Origin of the sequence: Algoriphagus namhaensis (assembly GCF_042649705.1) — a bacterium.
Classification (GTDB): Bacteria; Bacteroidota; Bacteroidia; order Cytophagales; family Cyclobacteriaceae; genus Algoriphagus; species Algoriphagus namhaensis.
The window spans coordinates 794,378-815,242 of sequence record NZ_JBHRZS010000007.1 but is presented as its reverse complement, the minus strand read 5'-3'; the positions used below and the strand labels follow the sequence as shown (position 1 = coordinate 815,242).

General features: G+C 39.4%; 17 protein-coding genes. All 17 read right to left on the bottom strand.

Annotated features, from left to right (window positions below):
• Positions 1-3 precede the first annotated feature (3 nt).
• Positions 4-1,161, bottom strand: a complete 1,158-nt coding sequence (neuC, locus tag ACFOSV_RS11840) for a UDP-N-acetylglucosamine 2-epimerase (RefSeq protein WP_377906226.1) — start codon at positions 1,159-1,161, stop codon at positions 4-6.
• Between the two features lie 2 nt (positions 1,162-1,163).
• Entirely contained in the window at positions 1,164-2,159 is a 996-nt protein-coding gene (locus ACFOSV_RS11835) for an N-acetylneuraminate synthase family protein (protein WP_377906225.1), read from the bottom strand.
• Between the two features lie 28 nt (positions 2,160-2,187).
• Entirely contained in the window at positions 2,188-3,198 is a 1,011-nt protein-coding gene (locus tag ACFOSV_RS11830) for a glycosyltransferase family A protein (RefSeq protein ID WP_377906224.1), read from the bottom strand.
• Positions 3,199-3,201: 3 nt separating this feature from the next.
• On the bottom strand, positions 3,202-3,780 hold the full coding sequence (locus ACFOSV_RS11825; protein ID WP_377906223.1) for an FkbM family methyltransferase: 579 nt from the start codon (positions 3,778-3,780) through the stop codon (positions 3,202-3,204).
• Positions 3,781-3,900: 120 nt separating this feature from the next.
• Complete coding sequence (asnB, locus tag ACFOSV_RS11820) at positions 3,901-5,787, bottom strand: asparagine synthase (glutamine-hydrolyzing) (RefSeq protein WP_377906222.1); 1,887 nt, start codon at positions 5,785-5,787, stop codon at positions 3,901-3,903.
• Between the two features lies 1 nt (position 5,788).
• Positions 5,789-6,868: a glycosyltransferase family 4 protein gene (locus tag ACFOSV_RS11815; RefSeq protein ID WP_377906221.1), complete on the bottom strand. Its 1,080-nt coding sequence runs from the start codon at positions 6,866-6,868 to the stop codon at positions 5,789-5,791.
• 17 nt (positions 6,869-6,885) lie between these two features.
• Positions 6,886-8,679 (bottom strand): ABC transporter ATP-binding protein, encoded by a 1,794-nt coding sequence (locus ACFOSV_RS11810; protein WP_377906220.1) that lies wholly within the window; start codon positions 8,677-8,679, stop codon positions 6,886-6,888.
• A gap of 9 nt (positions 8,680-8,688) precedes the next feature.
• Positions 8,689-11,073, bottom strand: a complete 2,385-nt coding sequence (locus tag ACFOSV_RS11805) for a GumC family protein (RefSeq protein WP_377906219.1) — start codon at positions 11,071-11,073, stop codon at positions 8,689-8,691.
• A gap of 11 nt (positions 11,074-11,084) precedes the next feature.
• Positions 11,085-11,915 carry a polysaccharide biosynthesis/export family protein gene (locus ACFOSV_RS11800; protein ID WP_377906218.1) on the bottom strand — a complete coding sequence of 277 codons (831 nt, stop codon included), beginning with the start codon at positions 11,913-11,915 and terminating at the stop codon, positions 11,085-11,087.
• 63 nt (positions 11,916-11,978) lie between these two features.
• Complete coding sequence (locus ACFOSV_RS11795) at positions 11,979-13,283, bottom strand: nucleotide sugar dehydrogenase (RefSeq protein WP_377906217.1); 1,305 nt, start codon at positions 13,281-13,283, stop codon at positions 11,979-11,981.
• Positions 13,284-13,482: 199 nt separating this feature from the next.
• Positions 13,483-15,255: a capsule assembly Wzi family protein gene (locus tag ACFOSV_RS11790; protein WP_377906216.1), complete on the bottom strand. Its 1,773-nt coding sequence runs from the start codon at positions 15,253-15,255 to the stop codon at positions 13,483-13,485.
• Positions 15,195-16,052, bottom strand: a complete 858-nt coding sequence (locus ACFOSV_RS11785) for a glycosyltransferase family 2 protein (protein ID WP_377906215.1) — start codon at positions 16,050-16,052, stop codon at positions 15,195-15,197. Before ACFOSV_RS11785 ends, ACFOSV_RS11790 begins: the two co-directional genes overlap by 61 nt.
• Before the next feature lie 6 nt (positions 16,053-16,058).
• A complete protein-coding gene (locus ACFOSV_RS11780) occupies positions 16,059-16,814 on the bottom strand; it encodes a glycosyltransferase family 2 protein (protein ID WP_377906214.1) in 756 nt (251 codons plus the stop codon).
• Positions 16,815-16,818: 4 nt separating this feature from the next.
• Entirely contained in the window at positions 16,819-17,574 is a 756-nt protein-coding gene (locus tag ACFOSV_RS11775; protein WP_377906213.1) for a glycosyltransferase family 2 protein, read from the bottom strand.
• Complete coding sequence (locus ACFOSV_RS11770; protein WP_377906212.1) at positions 17,556-18,758, bottom strand: hypothetical protein; 1,203 nt, start codon at positions 18,756-18,758, stop codon at positions 17,556-17,558. Before ACFOSV_RS11770 ends, ACFOSV_RS11775 begins: the two co-directional genes overlap by 19 nt.
• Positions 18,755-19,744 (bottom strand): glycosyltransferase family 2 protein, encoded by a 990-nt coding sequence (locus tag ACFOSV_RS11765; RefSeq protein ID WP_377906211.1) that lies wholly within the window; start codon positions 19,742-19,744, stop codon positions 18,755-18,757. The genes ACFOSV_RS11770 and ACFOSV_RS11765 overlap by 4 nt, the downstream gene beginning before the upstream one ends.
• Before the next feature lie 7 nt (positions 19,745-19,751).
• On the bottom strand, positions 19,752-20,828 hold the full coding sequence (locus ACFOSV_RS11760; protein ID WP_377906210.1) for a Wzz/FepE/Etk N-terminal domain-containing protein: 1,077 nt from the start codon (positions 20,826-20,828) through the stop codon (positions 19,752-19,754).
• Positions 20,829-20,865: the final 37 nt, after the last annotated feature.

Here is a 20,865-nt window from a genome sequence, read left to right as displayed (position 1 = left end):
GCTTTAGTAGGTTATTGTCTTTGAAAATTTCAAAGGTAATTCTGCCAATAGATTGGCCATTTTGATCCCAGCATCTCCTCCACCGTAAACAAAGGACCGAGGAGTTCTACTATTTTTAGAATGCTCCTTCATGGCTGCAGATATAGCTGCGGGATCATAATCCACATCAATCACATTTTTGCCACGATCCCGGGAATTTTGCCTACTCCCAATATTAACAACAGGTACTCCCAAATAGGCACATTCTCTTATCCCTACGCTGCTATTCCCTATTAATCCCTTAGAATTAGACAAAAGCTTTAAGAAATCCGTCGGCTGCATATTTTTAAAAAAATGAAATTTTTTAAGATTATGATTTTCTCTAAATGCTCGAATTCCGGTACTAGTTCCATCAGCACCAGCATCAACATTCGGCCAGAACCAAAGTATTGGCTCATCCCTTTCATAAGCAGCCTTCAAAGTAGCTTCAATTTGAATTCTTGAAGAACCGATCTCTGTGGTGACAGGATGCTGCATGACTACCCAATAGCCATTTGCTAGGTCGGGTTTTGAACCTACCCCACCATATTTTTGAAAAGGATCAAAATCAAGTCCAGAAATTCCCTCTATTTCAGCGGCAAGATCAATACTTGGACAACCAGTATTAAAAACGACATCGGGCTTCTCTCCTAATTTAATCACTCGTTCTAGGGCACTTTCCGAAGCCACGAAATGATAATCAGCAAGTTTGGTAATCGCATGACGAACTTTCTCGTCTATATTTCCCGTGACTTCTCCGCCCTGGACATGTGCCAAAGGAATATTCATGTAGCTGGCTGAAATAGCAGTAGCCATCGTTTCAAATCGGTCGGCGACTGTGACAACAATGTCTGGATTGAGATTATCGAAAACCGTAGAAAGCTCTAAAATTCCTATTCCAGTTGTTTTGGCGGCTGCGGTAAGGTTTTCTCCTTCCAATACATTAAATACTTTTGCAGCGATCGAAAAACCATCTTGTTTAATATAATCAACAGCTGAACCGTATCTATCCAAAAGAGCTGATGCTGCTATCACTAGCTGTAGTTCAAGTTGAGGATGATTTTGGATGGCCCGTAAAGCAGTTTTGATTCTAGAATAAGAAGGCCTTGCCGTGACCACAACACAAATTTTTCTTTTATCCATAATTAGCTCTCTAAATCTGACCAATTAATAAAATCCCATTTTTTGAGATCTACCTTAAGTCTTTTACCAATTACCTTTTGAAAATCTCCGGCATTGATTCCAAACCCTTTAGGCTTTTTACTTTCTAGGTGAGCTTTGGTCAGGATTTCTCCTGCTTTCAAATCACAGTTAACTGCAAGACTCTTTTCGAATATTTGCTTTAAATTTTCAAATGCCGAAATATCTTCCTTTACAATCGGCTTCATTAAAGCATCTTGAATCTGCTCGATTCCATAAACCAGAGTTTTGGTCTGATCAATGGTTATGCTAGCAGGAGTATCAGGCCCAAATTGGCGTTTATCAAAAACTACGTGAAATTCAAATATCTCTGCACCCAAAGTTGCAGCTGCCAAACTAGCGAAAATATCTCCACTATGATCTGAAAAACCGATTGGAAGATTATATCTGTTTTTTAATTCTGAAATTACATTAAGTCCCCACTGGCCTGGCACAGTTGGATAGGCAGTTGTGCATTGTAGAATGCTAAGAGGATTTCCAAAACCTTGAATAAATGAAACTGTCCTATCTAATTCTTCCCAAGAACTCATGCCTGAGCTAAGAATAATTGGTTTTCCTGTTTCACAGATTTTCTCCAGCATTAATAAATTGGATACTTCACCCGAACCTATTTTATACCTTTTGACACCAACCTTTTCTAGCCAGTCTACTGCCAAGTTGCTGAAAGGTGAAGATATAAGCTCCAATCCTCGGTCGATGGCATGTTCAGACAGTTCCATCCATTGCGGCAAAGAAAACTCCATTCTACGCCAATAGTCCATTCGGGTATTGTCTTGCCTGCTAAATTTCACCCTGAAGGGCTCATGAATAGAACTTTCTGCATCAGCGATATGGGTTTGAAACTTGATCGCATCAACACCAGTATCCGCTAATGCATCAATGTATGCATGAGCAGTACCTAAACTACCGTCATGTGCCTGAGCTATTTCTGCTATTATCATTTTGTTAATGGATTTTCAATCAATCAAATCACACCCCGTCCTGCTGAATATTAGCTTTAAGCTTTGGCGCTGGTCCTCTTTTATCAAATCTTTTCTTAAATAATCTGGTGTAAACTCTTTTTGCCAAATTTGAAATGGGATCTTTTTTTAATTCTGCCAGGGCGATTTGATCAGGAATATTTTGATTCTTTTTTAATTGATCAAAATCTCTACGATTTTGGTCGGTTATGGTATTTCCCATATGAATCACCCATGGACGAAGCGTACTGAGTCTCCAATAGCCTAAATCATCTATAGGCTTATCAATCCAATTAACTTCACTCCCATTTGAAATCTTTATAAAGGAAGGGTAATTCGGCAAAGAAAAGACAGCTTCTCGTCTTAGTGTCATGATTTGATGCCCACTTCCTACCACAGCAGTATGATCATTTCTATTCACAGTTGGCAAAACGCCATCATATGATTCCAGAAAATCCCACTCATAACAGGAATAGATATCCTCGATGTCCTTTGGAAATTCAGATTTTAAGAAGCCAAAGGAAAGTTTTTTTTGAATTATGGATCTCAGGACGGCAGAAGAAAAATAATACATATGACGAGCAATCGGGAAAGGAGCGACTGAACCTGCTTGTTCAAAACATTTAAAAACCTCCTCTGTAGCCTCTTGCCATCCTGGCTTAAAAAGTATATCGCTGTCTGAAATAGTGATAAGGTCCTCTCTACATGCTCTAGCTGCCCCAAGAATAGCGTCAACTTTACCTATATTATCTGAACGAGATACCAGAGTTTCGATAATTCCTTTCTCCCATTGCTCATGAAGCCATTCTCGTACTTCTATACAAGATCCATTATCCACTACTGTAATGGCCGATCTTCCGTGCTGCGTAAGCCAAGCAGACTTAATACAAGTTTTGTATACCTCAAATACCTCTTTGAAATATCCTTCAAAATTTGGAACGAAAACAGGAATAATAATGCGGTGATAATACTTCTTCGGGATGGTCGCATCCAATTTAGCCGGGTTAACTCCTATTCTCATGAGCTATTTAAGTTTAAATTCGTTTTTGATAAAAACTAAATTACCAGCCCCAGAGCTACTTTGGACCAGCTTTGAAATCAACGAGTATTCTTTAGAAACCATATAGTTATAAACCTCTCCACCAAGGTCTTCTTCTATCGAGGAATCCGTTTCTACCATGACCAGTTTTGGTCTAAAATATTCCCAATCGTTTGACTGTAGCACTTCTAAATCCAATCCTTCAACATCCACGTCCAAAATGTCTAGTTTATGGGCGTTCCCAAATTCTTCCACGATCTCCTTCATGGTGGTAATAGGGATATCGATTTCACTTTCAATGTATTTCACCAAACCATTTTGCTCCAAAAAGCTATAGTCAAAGGTATTCATCGAACTCATTTTTTGAGGAAGGCGGTAATATTTCAAAATACCAGCTTCGGCTCCAATACCCTTGTTTACAAAGGTGTCCTTTGGGCGAATCTTTTGAAACAAACTGCCCAGAGAAGGATTTGGATCGACCACGAGACCTACCCAACCTCTGAGATAAAAGAAATAAGTATTGGAAAAAGTTACCGGCTCAAAACAACCTATATCGAGGTACATTCCTTGATTTGTATTCAATAATTTGAATAGCTGAATGTCCTCACCGGACTTTGAAAACGAGACTCTATATCTGCTATGAATCAGTTTTCGCAAATAGCTTTTTATCACTCAAAACTAAAATTACGTTATTAAACCTACTTGAATTTCTGAACGCTTCAAATGGAACACACGCAACCAAATCTCCAGCACCAAGATCCCAAAAAGAACGCGAGAATACTGTATACCTCCATTTTTTCGTAGAGAATTTAATAATTCTAAAATACCATTTTTATTAAAAGAAAGTAATGCTTCCGAGTGGCCTTCATGAAGATAAGATTCTAGAAGGTCCCCCCATTCAGCTCTCAAATACTCCCAATAAGGGATGGTAAACCCTTTTTTGGGAGCAACCCAAGGCAAGCCCGTGAAATCTGAAAGCAGTGATTTACTCAACTCTTTGTCGACACCATTTGGCATTAGGCTTTGGGTGGGAACTTGTAATAAATAATCAACCAAATGATGATCCAAATACGGGGCTCTTACCTCTACAGAGGAATGCATTGCTGCCGAGTCAACCTTAAACAAAAAGTCTCCAGGAAGTCTTGAAAGAAGATCAATTCCAAATGAAATTTTGGACTCATTGGATTTATACTTTGGCGATATTTTTTTCAACAGCTGCAATTGAACGCCTTGCTCACTTCCACTTTTGAAAACCTTGTCCATAACTCCACCATTCAAATTATGCGCAGAGTAGTATCCTTCCCAACCAGCCCATGCCATTCTATTCGAATCATTCAATTGATTCTTAAGTTTAGGGCTTAATTTTGGATTTGAAATTCCAAGCCCAAATTGAATTAGCTTGTCACCAAAGGGTATGGGTTTGTTTTTTGACTTCAGATAAATGTTTGGGCGGTTGTAAGATCCGAAAATTTCATCTCCTCCATCACCGGAGAGCATTACGGTAAAATTGCCCTTCACCTTGTTGGTTACCAAGTGACTTGGAATCAATGATGCATCAGCCAATGGCTGTATATTTCTAAAGATGGTTGATAAGTGATCAACAGATTCTGTACTGACGGGTACAATTTCATGTCTAATCCCTAATTTTTTAGCAAGCCGAGTTGCGCCTTCGGTTTCGTCAGTGATATCCTCCGAAGTACTCATGGTTACTGCTGTGATATCCGGTTTGATATCCCTTGCTATAGCAGTAATCAACCCCGAATCTACACCAGCACTAAGGAAGGTGGCCACAGGTACATCTGCATTTAATTGCTTATCAATGACCCCATAGAGCATTGAGCGGGTATTTTTCTTTAAATCTTCAAAACCGATGGGATCCCCAACTTGGGTAGGAAATTCATAGTATTTATCCCAGTGAAATTCCCCTTTTGAGTTTATTTTCAAAAAACTGGCTGGAGGAAAATTAGACACCTCTTTATAGATGGTGTGATGAAGATTGATATACATTCCTTCCAGTAAATCAACCACTGCATCGGGGTTGATGGTCAAAGGTTGATTTACCAGCTCTCGAAGCGCACGCAACTCAGAAGCAAAATAGAATGCCTCTTTATTTTCCACATAAAAGATTGGTTTTTCTCCAAATCGATCTCTGGCTATAAAAATTTCATTTTTTTGATCATCCCAAATCGCAAAAGCAAACATACCTGTCAGTCTAGCACAAACACTTTCTCCAAAGGCATGGTAACCAGCCAAAAGAACCTCTGTATCTGATTGCGTATAAAACTGATACCCTACAGCCCTAAGCTCCTCCCTTAATTCTTTGTAATTATAAATTTCTCCATTGAATGAGATCCGCATGTGTAAGTCCGGACGCTGATACGGCTGATCTGCAGCATGAGAAAGATCAATAATCGAAAGTCGATTATGACCAAGAATTACATTCTCATTTGCCCAAGTCCCTGTAGCATCTGGTCCTCTATGCTCCTGAAATCCCAGTGCTGAAATCATCCTAGACTTAGCGGCATCATTTAGAGGCACTTTGTGGGAAAATATTCCAGCTATACCACACATATCAGGATTCTAGAGCGTTTAAGAAACGGGTTTCCCAGTTCGAATATGAATGTAACTGATCTAACTTAGCTTTGTCAGGAGCCTTAATTCCTCGATTTCTTTCCTTTAAAAAAATTTCAAAGGCTTCTATCCAATCATCTACCACATTTGGCCTTTCCACCAAGATCGAATTATCTACTCCCTCCAATAAATAAGGGATACCACCTAGTTTTGAGGATATCGCCCAATTCCCGCATTTTATGGCTTCTGCTAGGGATAAGCCGAAACCCTCTTGCCAAAGCGAAGTGAAAAAATACACATCAGACAGTCTTAGGTACTCGGGAAGTTTTTCATTTGGAATCTTACCCACTTGCAACCAATTTTCATGGTCAATAGTTGGGATGGGATCATGGCCGATACTTATAATTTTAATTTCTGGATGAATTCTTAAAATCTTTTCCACCACTTTTCTAAATATGTGAAGGCCTTTTACCGGTCGAGAATTAGCCATCCAAGAAATCACTAAATCATTTTCACCCAATCCAAACTTCTCCCTTTGCTTCTTTTTTTCAGAAATAGAAAGTGGAGAAAATTCCTCTCCCACAACCCCATTTCCTACTATAAATACTTCTGGAGTAAATTGATAATTAGTCAATAAAGTCTGTTTGTAGCCCGATTCTGTCAAGAAAAACACTTTATCAACTTGGTCGAAAACAAAGTTATTGGAGGGCAAACTATGCCCATGATGAGAATAGTAAATTTGGGTACCCTTGGGAAGATTAGACTTAATTGATACTACAGCTTCTAGAAGAGTTCTATCATCGACTACTAGAATTTGAAGTGCATGTCCTGCTTGTGCAATGTTTCTAAGCTCTTTCAGGTACCCTCGATAGATTTTCTCAGCCCTTCGACGACTAGCTTTTTCCCATAGTTTCAATTCTTTTTTTTTTGTAAAAATGAATCTTTCACTAGGTTCGGTAGTCGGGGAAAGCACATAATCGAAATAATTCAACCGTCTTTGAAACGACATAATCCGATTGGTCCAACTACCAAATGTGGTCGGTGGCAAAGCAATCGATGAAACCAGTACCTTATACTGCATATTTGGGTCGGAACAGGCTAAAACTCCTGCAATTCGACCATTCGCTTAAATAATGTGTTTTGTCCTACTAAGGACTCAAATGAACCTCTACCCACAATATCACCCTTATCCAAAACCAAAATCTCATCTGCCTTTTTAACAGTACTCAACCGGTGTGCAACAATGATGATGGTATATCTTCCTCTGAGGTTATCAATATTTTCTTGAATCGATCGCTCAGTCTCACTATCCAGTGCAGAAGTCGCCTCATCCAAAATAAGGATATCTACATTTTTGTAGAGTTCACGAGCTATAGAAATTCGCTGTTTTTGACCACCGCTGACAAGCATCCCGTTATCTCCTAAGGTCGTAGCCTCCTTGTCTGGCAATCCTTCTACAAAATCCTTGATATTGGCGAGACGAATCGCATCTTCAAACCTCTGAATATTTTCGGGTGTTTTGTCATCCCAAAAAGTGACATTATTGAAAATATTATCATTAAATATTACAGGCTCCTGAGTGATATATCCGAACCTTCTTCGATAAGACGCCCTCTCCCAGTCAGTCCTAGTTTTTGAATTGATGATTATTTCGCCTTTTACCGGCTCCAGTAATCCAATGATCAAATTTACCATTGTGGTCTTGCCTGAACCAGATCCTCCTACCAAAGCCAATGTCCTTAATGGCTGAATATCCAAATTAATATTCTTCAAAACGGGGATATCTTCTTTGTACGCAAAAGACATATTTTTCAGCTCTATATGATTGAGCTTCTTTACCTCGGGTTGGCCACCGACCGGTTCAGTCAAGCGTCTGAACTCATCCATCAATTCCATCGCTGCAACAATTCCCCCATAGTGAGCTACAAATCCTTGCCAACTGGTTTGAAGACTGATCAGGTAATTCAGTGCTCGATAAAAGAAGAGCAAACTGGCAAGTATGGTGGACATCTGTCCTCCTAAGTAATTAACCTGAATAATAATTACAGCTACCACTATAAGCAAGACAATCGGCTCTCGTGTTGAAGAAAGGAATGCGTTATAAACACCGATTTTCTTTTGCTGATACTCAATCGAATCAATGATCGCCTTGAGCTTCATTTTATATTTCGAAAAGTAATCCGTGGCCTTCAGGTACTTGAAATTATGTACCGCTTGTATTAAATAAGACTGAAATTCATGATTATAGGCAGTGACTCCCACAGAAGCTTTCTCCGTAAACTTGAAAATCATCTTGAAGAGAAAGTTCGACATGAAGCCCCCAATACCAACAAGTATCGCAAATTGAAAATTTGACAAAAGGGCCAGCGTCAGATATACTGCGAGTAAGACTACAAATTGAATGGTGCTGAAGTAGGTAAGGAAACTATAGGTTACCTTAAATACCTCTCCGGATAGTGTATTTTGGATTTTGCCGGCATCAAGATTGACGAAATTTTTGTAAGACATGCCACCCAGCCCATCTACCATTTCGTATCTCAATTTTTTGACAAACTCCATCTGAAGCTTTGTCTTCCAGATTCCATCATAAAACTTGATAACGGATTTTGCGAAGAATAGCACCACCATCACCACTAAAATCACATTGAGATTCAATCCAAAACCTAGTGCCTCAATCCAGTCTAAAAGGAAATTTAGGCTTCCTAAAGCCTCTCTACTTTCTGGAGTAAAACCATCCGCAGCCATGGTAAAGACTGGGATAAACAAGGCCAGACCAAAGCCATCCAGGATCCCTACTAGTAAACTCGCGAAAATCAGTATAAATACCTTATAACCAAGGTATTCGTAAAAAAATGCGAAATACTTAAAATACTTCTGAAGAAAATTATTCACCCTCGCTTATTAAAATCCAAATCTTTTCTTGCGCTTCTGATCCTCTTCGTAATAGCCGTATCCATAGCCATAAGAATAGCCATAGCCACCATATGTAAGTTTCGACGAATCAAGACCATTGAAAATGGCATAAATATTTTTCACACCTTTCTGCTCCTTCAATCCATTCACCGCATCAATAAATGCCTTGTCGCTATAATTTTGCCTAAACACAAATAGCGTAAAGTCCACCAAAGACAGAAGGTCAAGAGTCTCAGACACTAGTCCTACAGGTGGGGTATCAAGAATGACAACATCATAAACACCTCTCAATTCCTTAATCAGCTTCTCGAAATCCACAGAGAAAAGTAGCTCAGAAGGATTTGGGGGAATAGGTCCTGAAAGAATCAAATCGAGGTTATCATACTTGGTTTGTTTTACTATTTTTTGCCAATCATCTTCCTGCCCACTCAAAAAAGAGGAAAGACCAATATCATTTTTCAATCCGAAATCTTCGAAAATCTTTGGCTTTCTCATATCACATCCTATCAGGACTGTTTTCTTTCCTGTCAAGGAGTACACTGAGGCCAAATTCATAGCACAGAATGTCTTACCCTCGCCAGAAATCGTCGATGTAATCATGAAAGTCAACTGACGTTCTTTTGGAACCAAAAACTTGATATTCGATCGTAAGGATCTAAAACCTTCCGTAATTCCTGATTTACCCGAATTAAACACCACAAGGTTCTCTTTAGAGTCATTGTATAGAATATTAGAGAGTACCGGAATTTTCAATAATCTTTCTAGGGTTTTTGGGTCTTCGATCTTAGTTTTCAAAAACTCCCGAATAAAGACAAAAAGAATCGGAAGCAAAAGACCGGCAAATGCAGCAGCACTGTAATTTCTGGTCGGGTTTGGACTTACCTGTAGAGATCCTCCCTTAGCATATTCTATGATTTTGTTATTGGGAGTATTTGAAGCTTTCGAAATAGCTGATTCCGCTCTTTTTTCAGATAAGAAGTTGTAGATATTTTCTGTGAGGGTCTGCTGTCTTTCGATCCGAATCAATCCCTGCTCAGCTGCTGGAAGATTTCTGAATGATGACTCTAGGCCAGCCTTTCTGTTTTCCAGATCATTAATGATCATTTCATTATTGACATCCACTCGTTTCAGAATCTCACGAATAGAACTGTTCAAATCTGCTAGATTTTTATTGACTTCTCGTACAAGAGGCGAGGTTTCCGTTTGTGTAGCCAAAAGCCTAGATCTTTCTACTTGGGTATTCAAAAGGTTTTCAATTAATCCATTTAAGTATGGATCATCTATCCCTAGGCCAGATGGCACAACAATCTGACTGTAATCTTCTCTGACTAGGTACTCTTGGAGACCCTGATAGTATCTTCTCTTTAGTCTTTCCTGCGCTAATTGCGATTCTATGGTTGTCAATTGATTGAAAACCGTAGAGCTCTCATTGCTTAGGTTATAAATCTTGTTTGTAGAGCGGAAGTTCTGTAATTCATTTTCAAAAACCTTTAATGAATCTGCAACTCCAGCTACTTGACTATCAATGAAAGTGATCGTCCTATTGGCTATTTCATTTCTATCTTGAAGTTCAATTTCCAAATAAGTAGCCATCAGCGTGTTTAGATAATCCTCCGCTTTGGCTCTATTTGCCATAAGTAAGGATAGGTCTAAGATGGAAGAGTTCTTTTCTGAAAGCTCAACAATTAGGCTCAAGGAATAATTATTGATTAAAAACTCCTTATCTCTGAGAACAACCATACTTTCTCCTTTTTCTCTACTGGAGGTATTGGATACCCTAAAACGATACTGAGGAGTTTCTACCCACTCACCGAAGGCATATTCTGCTGAAGGTACCTCTTCAGTCCAGTCCTTGCTTCCATCGGGTAGATACATCGTATACCCCGGAGCATCAAAATTAACACTGTACGAATCAATCGTATTCCAAGTGATCGTAATAGGTGCATTAATGAGCTGAGGAGCCTTCCAATCTACCTCCATCACGATTGGAGTATTTTTGTAGATTTCTTTTGGGATAAAAGTGCCTTTCTCGTAATACTCAACCTGAAAATTCAGCTTTTCTAGGGTAGCCGAAGCAATTGGTCGAGATTTCAAAATGATGGTTTCATTTGTAATTCCGACACCCTGCTCCCCAGGCATTCCTGGAGCTTCAAAAAATGAAAGTGATTTAGAATTTTCTTTTATAAAGAATTTGCTAGACACGCGGTAAATCGGCGTTGCCTTTTGGGTCATGTAGTAGGCTATACCAAGGCAGGTCACAAGGCTCAAAATAACCCAGGGCCAAATTCTTATAATCTTGGGTAGTATAGCTTTAAAATCAAAACTACTTTCCTCTTCTTGGAAGTAATCCTGCTCTTCTTTATCTAAGCTCATGTAATGATTTTTTAATTTTGAATTAGAGTAAGAACCAAAGCAACAGCTGTAATGGTGGTAGTCAAAAGAGTCAAGGTCTCTACTAAGGTGGTTCCTGATCCTAGCTCCCTAACCTTCATAGGCTCTGCATAGATCATATCATTTGGACGGAGAAAGTAATATTCCGATCCAAGCAAATCTCTATCCAGGAGGTTTATTTTGTGAATTTGAGATCCGTCTGGATACTGTCGCACAAGAAGTATCTCATCACGTTTTGCCACACTGGTCAGATCTCCAGCGAATGCAATCGCTTCAAAAATTGTTACTCTATTTTGAAGGATGGTGTACTTTCCAGATCGAGTAAATTCACCTAAAGCACTGAATCGAATCCCCCCCAATCTTACCCTCACAAAGTACTCGTTCTTGTTTACAAATTCGGCTACTTTGGATTCAATGAGATCTTTGGCCTGGTCTGTGGAGAGTCCTAGAAGATTGACTTTCCCTAAAAGTGGAATTTCAACTAAACCAGTCTCATCCAAAGTGTATCCATTCATAAAGAAGGCATCACCTGCACCTTGACCTCCACCCATTTGCGCCATATTATTATTTGGATCAGCACTGATCGCGCTAAAAATCAAATTCAATTCAGGACTCGTGGTTTTGATATTTATTTCCACGATATCATTGACTTGGAGAAAATACTCTTCTGTCTCATAAGGATACTTCTGGCTGGTTTCTACCAGCACACCGGCTTCTTCTTCCTCCAATTGCTGCATGTAAATGATTTTTTTATTTGACACGCAGGAATAAAAAGTCAAAGCTACAAGAAATAAAATTGTAGACAGGAAATGTCTTTGTTTCATTGGACTAGGATTAATTGAATTAATGGGTAAAAGTAGAGATAAAAAACAACATCTGCTTAGGTACTAAAGACGAGCATCAACATCGGCCTTGTCTAAGAATCCTTTGACGTCAAAAACGACTTGATCTTGAGATTTTTTGATGGACAGAGATTGAAATTGGTCATGAGCCACAGCTAGGATAATGGCCGAATAATCAGAAAGATTAGGCACATCTTCACCATGTCTAATGTCAATTTGGTACTCGTGCTTTACCTCTTCGGCATTGGCCCAAGGATCATAGACATCAACTGAAATGTCAAAACTGCGCAACTCATGGAAAATATCAATGACTCGTGTGTTTCTCACATCTGGACAATTCTCCTTAAATGTGAATCCCAAAATTAGCACCTTGGCGTCGATTACTTTTAAATCTTTACGCATCATGTGCTTGATCACTTCAGTAGCCACATGCTTGCCCATACTATCATTTAGGCGTCTACCAGCCAATATAATTTCTGGATGATAACCTACTTCCTGTGCCTTTTGAGCCAAATAAAACGGGTCAACTCCTATGCAATGCCCTCCCACAAGTCCAGGCTTAAATTTCAGGAAGTTCCATTTGGTACCAGCCGCTTCGAGGACTTCGTTGGTATCAATACCCAAAAGATTGAAGATCTTCGAGAGTTCATTCACAAAGGCAATATTGATGTCACGCTGTGAGTTTTCAATGACTTTGGCTGCCTCAGCCACCTTTATAGACGGTGCTTTATGGGTTCCCGCAGTAATTACAGATCGGTATAGCTCATCCACATAATTCGCGATCTCAGGTGTACTTCCAGCAGTAACTTTCAAAATTTTCGCGACGGTATGTTCTTTATCGCCTGGGTTTATCCTTTCTGGTGAATATCCAGCGAAAAAGTCCTCATTAAATTTTAAACCTGAAAACTGTTCCAAAACCGGTACGCATTCTTCCTCAGTCACACCAGGATAAACGGTAGATTCATAGATCACCACATCCCCTTTTTTGAGGTATTTCGCGATCGTTTCAGAAGCTTTTAGCATCGGGGTAAGCACGGGACGATTGTGTCTATCCGTAGGAGTCGGTACAGTGACAATATAAATATTGCAATCCCCAAGCGCGTCAAAGTCAGCAGTACAAAATAAGCCAGCTGTAGAAATTTGAGGTGAATTTGGTACAATTACACTACTCAAAAGATCATCACTAACTTCAAGTGTTGAGTCTTTCCCTTTCATCAATTCGACTACGCGCGCTTGATTAATATCGAGTCCCACCACGGGGTATTTCTTAGCAAACTCCACTGCTAGGGGTAAGCCTACATATCCTAGACCGATTATAGCAATTTTCGAGTCTTTTATGGGTTTTACCATGGTAACCAAAATTGGATTAAAATATGAAACAGTAAATATAGACTAAATTCAGCTTCGCCCTTTCAGTCACAATTTGTCACCTACTAAAGCTTGGGATATCTCACTTTTCAACAAAAACATAAAAAGTGAGTACTATTTTTACTCAGTATTTAGCAGGCAAAACTAAAATAATCCCCCGGAAAAAACACATGGAGAAGATTTAATTGCCACTAAGACTATAAATCAGATTTAGCGAGCCATAGAAGGACAATAAATTCTGTACGCTCGGAAATTCTTCGGACTGAATTCCCTCAGGAATCCATTGATAATTTTGGGCGTAAATGAATTGAGCTTTAGAGCTCAGCAAGAGATTATTCCACCTTTTATCAAAAAGCAACCCCATACTCAAGTCTATCCAAGGTTGCTTTTCTTCATTTTGGCCAAAGGCCCGATAAAAGAAATCTTGATGGTTTTCCAGGCGCTCTAAGACGATCCCCATCTTATTCATTCCTTCCACTCTCGCTATCTCCAAGGTTTGAACGTTGGCCCCTACTCCACTACCCACTCCGAGGGTCTGCCCATAATTCACAAAGCCTCTAGCCAGACCGTGAGTATGCCAGGTTTGATTGCCAATTAAGCCTCGATATCGAATATATCGATTTACAGATTCCTGCTGATGTGTGATTTCACCTCTAACTTGAATGAATGTATTTGGTCTGGCCACTGGAAAAAGCTTTTGAAAGCCAAAAATGTAAGCTCTGGCATGCTCCGGATTTAAAATAAATTCCCGCCAATTGAATGAATGATCTCTTCGACCAAACTCAGTATACACTTCAAAATTAGCCTTAGGGGCCAGATACCGAAAAGAAACGCTTACCTGTTGATCTTGGCCTCGTGAGTCATAGGTGATCGTATTCCCATCATCAAATACCCTTTCTTTTTGGAAGAACTCAAAAACAGGAAACCAATCTCTAAAGGTATTGCCCTTTAGCTCATTGTATTGCTGGAAAGTTCTATTGAATCCAAAAAACAAGTTGGGTAGAAATACTGGATTGTATGTGATCGACAGTCCATTCAAATAGCGCCAGTCTCCTGTAAAATCCTGGAAAAAGCGGTTATTCATCGTTTCGTTTTGGCTCGGGTCTAAAAGACTGTTTTCTAGCCTTCCCATCAACAACTGGCCCTCAAAATTTCCAATGAAGGTTTTTAGAGGCCTAGTACTATGCAGCGATAAATGAGGAAAACCCTCTGCATTGTCACTAAAAATCAAGGCATTGAATTGGCCAGGACCCCACCATATATTTTCTGAGCTTAGCGCTAATCCAAAGCCACCTAGATTCAATTGCACTCGAGATTGTCCCCACCACGCTCTGAAAGAATTCGACTCAAATCTCTCAGGATTATCGCCGTCATTCCAATAAAAAAAGCGTGCACTAGTTACTGGAGTACGGAAACCATTCCAGAATCCCTGATACGATCTATTTTCAGAAAATGTCAATTCGGGTTGTAGCTGAATTTCTAAAAATCCAACTGACGCAAAAATACCCGCACTTAAATAGGTTTGTAAACCTACATTTGGAGTCAGCCCCTTATTTCCCCAACCATATGGTCTTTTGGAATTGAACTCTGTAGTAGAAATGATTGGTAAAATGCTAAATCGAAATGAATTTGGCTTTCTTCCCTTATTTATCGGATAAAAAGAATGGAGCGTATTTATAGCATTCCCTGAATCTCGTAAGGTTTGAAAATTGAGGGGCCTCATCATAAAGGAATTGCTCAGACCAAAATTGCCTTTCAATTGATCCCTTCTGAGGTATTCCTCTAAAATTGGTAGACCTGCATTCAGAGTTTGTAACCTTGCATGACGTGGAACCAAGAGGTTCAGCACAATCATTGACATCAAAACAAAAAGCTTTTTTCTGGGCTGCATTTTTACAATCTCCCTGGAGCTTTCCCAAAGAATACTCGCATTGATTCGGCTGCCTCCACCCATCGGAGTCTTGCGATGATCCCTAGAAATTTCACTCTATCAATAAGTGAAATATCAGCACGGTGCACTGTGGAGAAATCTGAGGTTCTAATTCGAAATTTCCCTATCAACTTTAAAAAAACCAATGCCTTACTTGAATCTTGTGGAATCTTCCCTCCGAATCGTTTGGCTTTGACAGACATTTCCTCCCAAGTTTCTCGTGCGGGATGAAAGACTGACATGTCCTTGTCGTAAGTGAGTGTAAACCCGTGAGTCGATGCATTATGGCAAAATTCACGATCTCCACCAGTTAATAGACCAGTTTTAAATCCCCCTGTAGTCTCTATCACCTTTCGACTTACCAATAAATTAGCCGTTACGCCAAAGCCTTCTTTTTGAACATAATCTTCATTTGGGAAGGCAAATACCTGATCAAATTTTCCGTAACTGCTACCAGTCCTGGAAAAAACCTCCACTTTTCCAGCAATGATATCGCTTTGTGGATCATTTGCAATTTCTTGGGCTTTGGAAATCCAATTTTTAGATGGAATACAATCCGAATCAGTAAAAAGCAAAAAATTTCCTTTAGCCACTTCGATCCCCTTATTTCTTGCCGCATACGAGCCGGCAATAGATTCATTCACGATAGTAAGTGAAATAGGGAATTTGCCAAAATCAGGCATTTCTGACTCGGGATCATTATTGGCAACGATTACCTCCACCTGACTTTCATGGTTCACTTGCTCTGCAATGGCATCCAAGCATTTGCCAAGCCTTTCATTGTCGCGATAGGTGGGGATGATAATGGAAATGAAAGTCACGCTGGGCTAGTTCTTTTTCCTATTGAAATAGGTTTTAATCACACCAAAGAAGGAATAGTGAAGAAAGTAATAGCCCGCTTCGACTACATTGAGATGTTCAAATTCACGATAAACTCTCCATTGATATCCTGCCGCTTTAAACTTATTACCCGAAATAGAATCACTGCGCAGCCTATACTTCGCTAGTGGCTCTTGTATGCCGTATGCGAAAGGAATAATCTTCAATATCTGTAGCCAAAGCGCAAAATCTTGTCTTCGGGAAATTATGGGCATATAGACTTTGCCAAGCTGTTCTGTATCATACATGGCAGTCAAACACCCAATGGAACAGGTTTTCAGCAAATCTCTATGATTGACCTTTTTAGGAACCTTCATGACCCCAACATCCTCTTGATCTCGAAATTTGATATAACTTGTATAGGTAAAAGCATGCCCATTTTGCAGCATGAAATCCAATTGCTTTTCAAGCTTCTCAGGCAACCATAAATCATCACTATCCAGAAACGCGATAAACCTGCCTTGTGCAGCTTTTATGCCCCTATTACGGGTGAGCGCAGCACCTTGGTTATTATTGTTTCGAAGTACCTTGATCCTCGGGTCCTTTCCCTCATAGTCTCTAAGAATATCGATCCCGTTATCCGATGACTTATCATCAATTAGGATCAATTCCCAATTTTCATAGGTCTGCTTCAAAATAGATTCTATCGTCTCTTCAATATGCAAAACCGCATTGTGTACGGGTGTGATGATCGATACTAGCATTTACCTATTTTATCGAATAATAACCTTTTTTGATAGCTTGAATTGAAGCGGTCAAAGTTAGCTTATTTTGAGGCTTAGTCACTTGTTTGACTAAAAAAAGTAAGCCCAAAATTAATTTAAAAGAGCCTCCATAAAGTCGTTTGATTAGAGCTCCTTTGCTATAAAAAAAATTTTGGTCCAGAAGTTTTCCGGAGCTTTCGATGGGATGAATCACGAGATATTCTGGAATGTAATACAGATTTAATCCAGCATTGAGCGCATCATTTAAAAATATAGTCTCTTCACCACTTTTAAACTCACTTCCTAAGCCAAAGCGCTCATCAAATCGAAGTCCTTTGGCCTTTATACTGGACATCCTGAATACCATTTCCACAGAGGACACCTTGTAAATGGAAGTGCGAGAATGCTCAAATGCGCTCTCTTTGTAATTTTTATAGGGTTTTCCCTCGGGACTAATAATCTTAAAGGTGAGAATATCGGCATCTGGAAATTGACGAAAGCCTGCTGCCACTTTATCCTCAAAATCCTGGCAATACTCCAGATCGTCATCTGCGATTAAAGCAAAAGTAGCCTCACATTCTTGCAAAGCTCTATTCCTGCTTTTGGATAGGCCTGCTTCATCAACAGAAATAAATTTCAATTTATCCTCATCAAGACCAACTCCACTTGGGTTTTGAGAAATAATGAGTTTATTAAAATCCGACTTTCTGAAAGCATTCGGGTCAGGATTTTGAGTAGAAATCAGTACCTGAAAATCCATCTATACTTGGTCAAAAGGTATGCTAAAGCTTTGGCAGCTAAAGCCATTAACAATAAGGTCGCTGGAAGTCTATGCCTCACTGCTCCCAAAAGATGGAATTCGAAGAATGCCGACATTCCAATGTATATCCCAATAAAAAGAAGCCAAACGGAATACTTGCGCCAATCCGAGAAAATAGGAATCGCTACGAAAAGTAAAAACAATAGAAAAAGTCCATCAGCAAAATAGGCTAATTTGGTCCAAAATGGAATGAAAATAATGACTGGAAATGGGGTCAATAAAAACTGGAAAAATAGGCCCGGAAAATCCAAAATCACATCAAACCAACTGGTCCAAAACACTTCGGGGTAGGTCACCCCAGATTCAAAATATTCAAGACGCTGAAGATTTCGAAACAAGCTCAAACTCTCTGGTGTAATGCGAATATTCAAAATTGCCTGTGAAAGGAAATTAAGGCTAAAATAACCTACGGGAATCGCAAAAATCAAAAGCACCACAAGTAGTCCTGTGCTTAATTTTTTCTTGTGGAGATATTGCACAAAGAACAAAATGAAGAAATATAGTAATAGCTGAACCCTGAGAATCCCCGCCAACAACACTCCCAAAATGAGGAAAATATTCAGGAGATTCTTTTTGGACAAACCATAAAAAAACAGCCCTAGAGCTAGCACAAAGTAACTTTCGCGTAGCGGAGTAAATGAATACACCAGGATCGAAGGAGCCACAGCTCCTAGTAACAAGAAAAACCGCTGTACCCAAACATCCGACTGAGCATAAAATTGATTGAACGCAGCAGCTAGAAAAATCAAACCCAAATGGAGGAAACAAATATTAAACAGGAAGTAATTGTAAATGGATCTTAGCGATAGCTGGTAGATGGGTATTGCGAGGTACTTGTAGCCAATCCTCACTCCTATGGATTGGTTAAATGGTGTTTCCCCGGTTTCTAAGATTCTGGTGAATAGGTTTGTGTCTGGAAAAAATGGAATCAATTTAAAATTGAAGTCAATCAGACCAATAGTTAGATAAAAGAGTAAAAGCCCGAAAAAATGTAAGTTGAGATATTTAGAATCTGGGAGCAAAACGGACTTTGCTGCCCAAATTAAAACTAAATACACGAAGAGAAAATAGAAGGGTAAGGTCAAAAAGTCCCATAGCTCCATATTTTCATAATACAGCTTCATGATCCTAATTCACTTTCTATTCGCCTTGCATACATGCGATACAAGACAAAACTCAAATATTTCCTCAATCGATTTGGACCAGATTTTTCAAACATGGCTCGTATACCCTGGAACTCCCAAGAACCAAAAGAGGCTGATGATGTTTGCTTTACCGTAGAAATGATTTCATTAAATCTGTTCAAATCCAAGGCAGTAAAGACCTCCTCAAACCTAAACATCAAATAGATCATTGTTCCTTCCAATCTGTTTTTAAAACCCACAGGCAGAAATTCATCAACGGTTTCCAGATAAACCATTCCTTGATCAAAAATATATCTGCGCTTTTCAAGCGTCATTTTCTGGTGAAAAGCAGACTTTCGATAATAGCTGGTGAAATCGTTGGTAGGATCGATTTTAAGTTTGATTCCATCTTGACTTAAGGCCCTTACATGTATTTCCACATCTTGAAACCGCTGAAGTGCTGGATTGAAACCTCCGATTTGATCAAAAAAAGCTCTCCTCCAAAGGCCACTACTTGTATGCCAGGGAATCGAATATTCCAAAAATAGGCTCAAGTAGTCTTCGGGTGTTTTGGTAGGACTTAGACCTTTAGAAAATGGTGTCGCATCTTGTATCTCTAATGAAAAATTACCTGTAGACCCAATAAGCAAATCTTGATCTTGATAATTTTTTAATCGATTTTCCAAACATTCCAAACTTAGTAAATCGTCTGCATCGAGAAACAAGAGCAAATCTCCAGAAGACAAACTAGCACCATAATTTCTACAGCTATTTGCTCCCTTTGGCAAATGATCTGGTCTACTGTAAAGAGAAAGCCTTAAATCCTGTTTTGCTAAAGTGCTAACAATATCTCTTGTGGCATCCGTAGACCCGTCATCCACAACAATACACTCGAGTTCGGGATAGCTTTGAGATAGTACAGATTGAATGGTTTCTGAAATAAATTCAGAATTGTTAAAGCTGGGAATAAGGATGGAAACCTTCAAGTCCAACCTAAGCGCGAAGGATTATGTAAGCTCGAATGTAATACAACACAATGGCAATCAACCCAAAAATAAAGCCGATGGCGAAGCAAAAACCCAAAGTGAGCTGCATTCTAGGACTTGCAGGTTTATTTGGGATGAAAGGTGGCTCGATGGAAGTAAATATTGGCTTTTGGCTATTTAGCTCAATTCGGGCTCTTTCAAGTTCCTGCGCTACCGTACGGTAAAGGTCAAACTTTAAATTGTAATCGGAGCTTAGGTTTTGCTCAATTGCTTTCTGACTTTCAAGATAAAGTCCTTGATTCCTTTCTCTAAAAGAGGCTAAAGTAGCCTGCGATTTTTTAAAGCCCTCTTCACTTTTGGCATGTTGAGCTTCCAGATATTCTACTTGGCTTCTTTGCTTTTCCTGTAGATATTCTGTCGCATAGTCGATCAGGAGAGATTGTACCAATTGCGAAAATTGATACGCCAATCCTGGCTCTGGCATTTTTGCCATAATCGTCAAAATTCTCCCTTCACTAGAAAGGGTGATGAGGTCTGCGACTTTATACAAAATAAGAAGTTCAAGAGACTCATACTGCACTCGTTTTTCTGGTCTAGAGGCCAGTCTTTCGGCATCGTTGATAACTGTCGATTCATCAAAAACAGACATTGGTCTTTTAAAAACCTTGTAGATTGAATTATCCGGCATGTTTTCCACCATGTACTTAAAAATGGTGACTGAGTCTGGATAGTTTTCAGACCAAACCTTAGAATTGATTAACTCCTCTAAGAAGGGTTTACTTTGTAAAATCACAGGATAAAGAGCAGGATCTAGAGTTGCAGATTCAGCTCCAAAACCTGCTCCCCCGAGCCCGGCTACTGAAGCAAGCGAACTCAATCCCCCTTTGTCCTTTTGTTGAGATTCAACCAATAAGACGGACATGGTGGCATACATTTTCGGAGTGGTGTAGTAATAAATCAAACCACCCAACATGAATAGCGCAATTATTACAATTAGCAATAGACTCTTCCGCTTAGCCAATTTGAAGATATTGATGATCGTGAAATCATCATTCATTAAAATCTCTTTAACCTCTTTATCCATGTAACCTTATGATTTGAGTTTTAATCGAAAGCCCGTT